General features: G+C 74.8%; 5 protein-coding genes. 4 read left to right on the top strand and 1 reads right to left on the bottom strand.

Annotated elements, in window-relative coordinates:
- The first annotated feature begins 100 nt into the window (after window positions 1-100).
- The 4 genes from D8M34_RS17570 to D8M34_RS17555 are packed head-to-tail and all read left to right on the top strand — an operon-like array spanning window position 101 to window position 3,250.
- Window positions 101-607 carry an ROK family protein gene (locus D8M34_RS17570; protein WP_238695711.1) on the top strand — a complete coding sequence of 169 codons (507 nt, stop codon included), beginning with the start codon at window positions 101-103 and terminating at the stop codon, window positions 605-607.
- Window positions 604-1,548: a 1-phosphofructokinase family hexose kinase gene (locus D8M34_RS17565; protein WP_126894667.1), complete on the top strand. Its 945-nt coding sequence runs from the start codon at window positions 604-606 to the stop codon at window positions 1,546-1,548. The genes D8M34_RS17570 and D8M34_RS17565 overlap by 4 nt, the downstream gene beginning before the upstream one ends.
- Window positions 1,545-2,477, top strand: coding sequence for a class II fructose-bisphosphate aldolase (locus D8M34_RS17560; RefSeq protein ID WP_126894666.1), 933 nt, complete (start codon window positions 1,545-1,547; stop codon window positions 2,475-2,477). The genes D8M34_RS17565 and D8M34_RS17560 overlap by 4 nt, the downstream gene beginning before the upstream one ends.
- Complete coding sequence (locus D8M34_RS17555; protein WP_085604333.1) at window positions 2,474-3,250, top strand: DeoR/GlpR family DNA-binding transcription regulator; 777 nt, start codon at window positions 2,474-2,476, stop codon at window positions 3,248-3,250. Before D8M34_RS17560 ends, D8M34_RS17555 begins: the two co-directional genes overlap by 4 nt.
- 256 nt (window positions 3,251-3,506) lie before the next feature.
- Here the strand turns inward: D8M34_RS17555 and D8M34_RS17550 are convergent.
- The coding region (locus D8M34_RS17550; protein ID WP_126894665.1) for a CHAT domain-containing protein at window positions 3,507-5,139 on the bottom strand (1,633 nt) is incomplete at its 5' end.

Below are 5,139 nucleotides of genomic sequence, written 5' to 3'. Positions count from 1 at the left end.
CGCAAGTTGGTTTTGTCTTCTCACGCTCCCGCACCCGCCTCGACCTCCACCCTAACCTCCACTCTTTCCCTGCACGACTCTCTTCCGTCCTGCCGACGCGGTGATCCTCGTGATCGGCACCGGCATCGCCGGCGCCCTGCTCGTCGGCGGCCGCCCCTACACGGCCGGGGGCTACGCCGGCGAGATCGGGCACTCCCCGATCGCCGACGGACCGGTGTGCCCGTGCGGTGCCCGTGGCTGTCTGGAGGCCGTCGCCTCGGCGGGCGCCATCGCGCGCCGCTACCGGGAGGCCACGGGGACGACCCCGGACGGCGCCAAGGACGTCATCGCCCGAGCGGCCGCCGGGGATCGGGTCGCCGCCGACATCTGGGACTCGGCTCTGGACGCGCTCACCCTGTCGCTCGCGCAGCTGACCGCCGTGGTCGCCCCCGAGGCCGTGGTGATCGGCGGCGGACTGTCGCGGGCGGGCGGCGCGCTCTTCGACGAGCTGCGCACCCGCCTCGCCGCCCGCCTCAGCTTCCACCGCCTCCCCGCGCTCGTCCCCGCCGAGCTGTCCGGCAACGCGGGCCTGATCGGCGCCGCCCTCCGTGCCAGGGAGCTCGCATGATCCTCACCGTCACCCCGAACCCCGCGCTCGACCTCACCTGGCAGGTCGATCGGCTCGTGGCCGGCGGGACCCACCGCGCCGAGACCGGGGCGTCCCGCGCCGGCGGCAAGGGCCTCAACGTCGCCAGGGTCGCACACGCCGAGGGGGCCTCCGTCCTCGCGCTGACCACGGCCGGCGGTCCGGTCGGCGCGGAGTTCGCCGCGGAGCTCACGGCCAGCGGGGTGCCCCATGTGCTCGTGCCCGTCGCGGCCGACACGCGTCGCAGCATCGCCCTCGTCGACGAGGCCGCGGGCGACACCACGATCGTCAACGAGCGAGGGGTGAACCCGACCGATGCCGAGTGGGGCGGACTCCTCGCGGAGGTCGTCGACCGGCTTCCCGGCACCGGGGTCCTCGTCGTCTCCGGGAGTCTTCCGCCCGGGGCGCCGGAGTCGCTCGTGCCGATGCTCGTCGCGGTGGCTGCGGACGCCCGCGTCCCGGTGATCGTCGACACCTCCGGCCCGGCCCTCCTGCGCGCTGCCGACGCCGGGGCGACCGTGCTCAAGCCCAACGCCGCGGAGCTCGCCGAGGCCACCGGCATCGACGACCCCGTCGAAGGCGCGCGCTCGCTGCTGGCCCGGGGTGCCGAGCTCGTGCTCCTGTCGCTCGGTGCCGACGGCATGCTCGCGGTCACCGCGACCGATCTCCTGCACGCCCGACTCGACGAGCCGCTCTCCGGCAACCCGACCGGGGCCGGAGACGCCGCGGTCGCGGCCTGCGCCGTGCTCACCGCGGAGGGCGAGCGCGACCCCGAGGTCATCCTCCGTCGCGCGACCGCGTGGTCGGCAGCCGCCGTCCTCATGCCGCTCGCCGGCGACATCTCCCCCCGCTGGCGCGCGCTCGAGGAGCAGCTTCGCGTCTCCCGCCCCGACCCCGCCTCGTTCCGGAAGGACCCTTCGTGACCCTCGTCTCCGCTCGGGAGCTCGTCTCCGCGGCTGCCACCGCCGGCACCGGCATCGGCGCGTTCAACGTCATCCATCTGGAGACCGCGGAGGGCCTCGTCCGAGCCTCCGCGCTCGCACAGCTCCCCGTGATCGTGCAGATCTCGCAGAACTGCGCCGACTACCACGGCGGTCTGGAACCGATCGCCCTCGCGACGCTCGCCGCGGCACGACGCGCGGAGACCCCGGTGGCGGTGCACCTCGATCACGCGGAGCGGCCGGAGCTCGTCGACGAGGCCGTGGCCCTCGGCTTCGGCTCGGTCATGTTCGACGGCGGCGCGCTGCCCTACGACGAGAACGTGGCGCTGACAGCCGAGGTCGCCGCCCGGGCCCGCGAGGCGGGGGTGTACGTGGAGGGCGAGCTCGGCGAGGTGGGCGGGAAGGACGGCGCCCACGCCCCCGGGGTACGCACCGATCCGGACGAGGCGCGGGCGTTCGTGGCCGCCACCGGCGTGGACGCCCTCGCGGTGGCCGTGGGGTCGTCGCACGCCATGACCGACCGCACGGCCTCCCTCGACCTCGACCTCATCGCCCGCCTGCGTGCGGCTCTGCGCGGGGCTGCCGCGGACGGGACCGACGTGCCCCTCGTGCTGCACGGCTCGTCCGGGGTGGCCGACGCCGTGATCGCCGATGCCGTGCGCGCCGGGATGACGAAGGTCAATGTCTCCACCCACCTCAACGGCTTCTTCACACGGGCGGTCCGCGAGGTGCTCGCCGCCGACGAGCGCCTGGTCGACTCCCGCAAGTATCTCGCTCCCGCCCGCGCGGCCCTCGCGGACGAGGCCGCCCGGATGCTGCGACTGTTCGCCCTGCTGCCGTCGGAGAATCCCGCTCCGGTCGCAGAGGTTCCGGGCACGGCTGCGACCTCGACGCGGAACGACGACCGGTGAAGCGCGCGGCCCGACTGCACGCAATCCTCGACCTCCTCGCGGCGGACGGCGAGGTGACGGTGGAGGAGCTGGTGGAGCGGTTCGGTGCCTCTCCGGCCACCACCCGCCGCGACCTCGACTCCCTCGCCGAGCAGCGGCTGCTCACCCGCACGCACGGCGGTGCCGTGGCCCAGACCGTCGCCTATGAACTGCCGCTCCGCTACAAGAGCCATCTCCGCACGCACGAGAAGGAGAGCATCGCGCAGACCGCGGCGGCGCTCGTCACCCCCGGCATGGTGGTCGGCCTCTCCGGCGGCACGACGACCACCGCCATCGCGGCCGCGCTCGCCGCCCGCGAGGACCTGGCGGCGGAGGGCGGGATCACGGTGGTCACCAATGCCGTGAACATCGCCGCCCAGCTCGCCACCCGGCCGGAGATGAAGGTGGTCGTCACGGGCGGGGTCATCCACTCGCGCACCTACGAGCTCGTCGGCCCGTTCGTCGAGCAGCTCCTCCGCGGGGTGCGGCTGGACATCGCGTTCATCGGCGTGAACGGGATGGACGCGGCAGCCGGGGCGACCACGCAGGACGAGCGCGAGGCGGCGGTGAACCGGATGATGGCGGAGCGGGCGCGGCGGGCGGTCGTCGTGACCGACGGCAGCAAGCTCGGGGCCGAGGCCTTCTCCACCGTCGGCGGGCCGGAGCTCTTCGCCACGGTCATCACGGATCGAGGGGCCGACGGGGCCGCCGTCGACGCGCTGCGCGCTGCGGGCTACACGGTCCTCCTCGCCTGAGGCCTCCGGCCGCACGCGGACGCCCCGAGGGCCTCGGCGTCCCCAGATCGCCGAGGCCCTGCGGGAGCATCGCGGCTGCATACCGCGACGCTCCCGGAGCAGATGGTGTCCGTCTCGTCTTCCCGCTCCCCAGCGGCGTTTCCCCAGAACCGACGGCGCCTCCCTCGTGCCTCTCCCTTCGAGGCCATTCGCTCGACACCTTCCGAAGAACAGGAGAAGGCGGGTGCGATTCTGATACCCCGATCCGGGAAAAAAGTCAGAATCCGTTGCCGTGACACTGGAACGGGGCGGAAACCCCCGTCCTGAGCGCGGCGCTCGCCAGGGCGTCGGCGGGGGACGCGCCGCCGGCGAGGCCCTCGTGGACCGCGGTCAGGAGCTCGCACGCGTCGTCGTCCGGCACCGTGACGGGAGCCGCGATCACCGCCTCCGCGCCCGCGTGCAACCACACGCGCGTCATGCCCAGGGCCTCCTCGCCCCAGCGCACGGAGGACCGACCCAGCTCGCACGCCGAGAGGATCACGGTCCGCGGCACCCGGGCGATGAGGTCGACGTCGTAGCCGAAGAGCACGCCGTCGGCGAGTTCGAACCCGGAGAACAGCGGATTGTCGACCGCGTGACGCCCGTGCGCGGCGATGTGGAGCACGTCGACGGAGGCCGCCAGCTCGGTGGCGGCGGTGACGGTCGCTGCCGCGGCGCGGAGCGAATGTGTCGTTCCCCGCCCCGTCCACGATCCCGCCGCCCTCTCGATCTCCTCGGCTGCTCGGGGCACCCGCGGCCCGGCCGCGAACCCCACCCTCGGGTCCGAGACGGCGGTCGTCGCGCCGTGGAGCCACCGCGACACGGAGGTCGCGAGGGTGAACGGTACCCCCTGCATGCCCGGCAGCATCGCCCAGGGCACCCCGCCGAGGATGCCGGGAACAGTGAGCACGAATCGCTCGGCACCTGCGGCGGCGCGGCGCATCGGTCCGAGCAGCTCGTCGTCGAGGGCCGCGAGGCGCGCTGCCAGAGCGCGGGCGGTCACCGGTCCCATCGCGCCGCCCCGTGTGAGCGCGGCCATGTCGAGGTCGGCGCGCAGGCCGTCGAGGGCGGTCCGCACTCGCGGCCAGGACAGGTCGACGAGGGCCGCGCCGCCGGGCTGCACCACCACCCCGTGCAGCCCGGAGCCGGTGTAGACGTAGGCGAGCACCGCCGAATCGGCGGGCAGGAGCGCCGAGGTCTCGGCCAGGGTTCGCCGCTCTCTCGTCGCGCCGGAGCCGGTGGCGGACCACTGCCGCTCCCGCACCCGGTCGCGGAGCGCGCGAACGGTGGGGTCGGTCGTCCAGTCCGCCCCGGCGTGGTCGGCGCGCAGCATCCGGAGTTCGGCGAGGTCGGCAGCGAGGGCGTCGTCGCGCGGCGGACGCACCGGGGCGACCTGCTGACTGAGGTGTCGGGCGCGCTCGGACCACTCGAAGAGCGTGGCAGGGTCGCGGCGGCGGACGGCCGCGGCGAGGCCCGTGAACACGAGATCGCTGGCGTGCATGGCGACGGAGGCCTGGAGGTCGAGAGCCCCGAAGGACCGCTGCCACGCGGACAGCAGGTCGAGACCCTCCGCGGCCGCCCGCAGAGCCTCCGCGTCGCGACCGCGTGCGGCCGCGCGGGCGGCGCGGACCTCCTGGGCCCGGAGCCGCAGCGGTGTCGGGGCGGAAGGGGGGACACGAGGGAGGCGTCCGTCGCCGTCCCGGCGCGCGGCCAACCGGAGAGCCGTGGCCTCCGTGCGGAAGCCGCACCGGTCGCGCTGCTGTGCCACCCGGTCGAGGGCCGCCGCGTCCACGGGGCGATCGGGCCGGATCCACTGTCGGGCTTCCAGCCCCACCGCCGCGGCGCGGGCCGCCCCGCCGCTGCTGCCGAGG

It is taken from the genome of Microbacterium sp. HSID17254, assembly GCF_003989315.1.
GTDB lineage: Bacteria > Actinomycetota > Actinomycetes > Actinomycetales > Microbacteriaceae > Microbacterium.
Note: the sequence above shows the minus strand (reverse complement) of the source record. Positions and strands in the feature narration are given on the sequence as shown.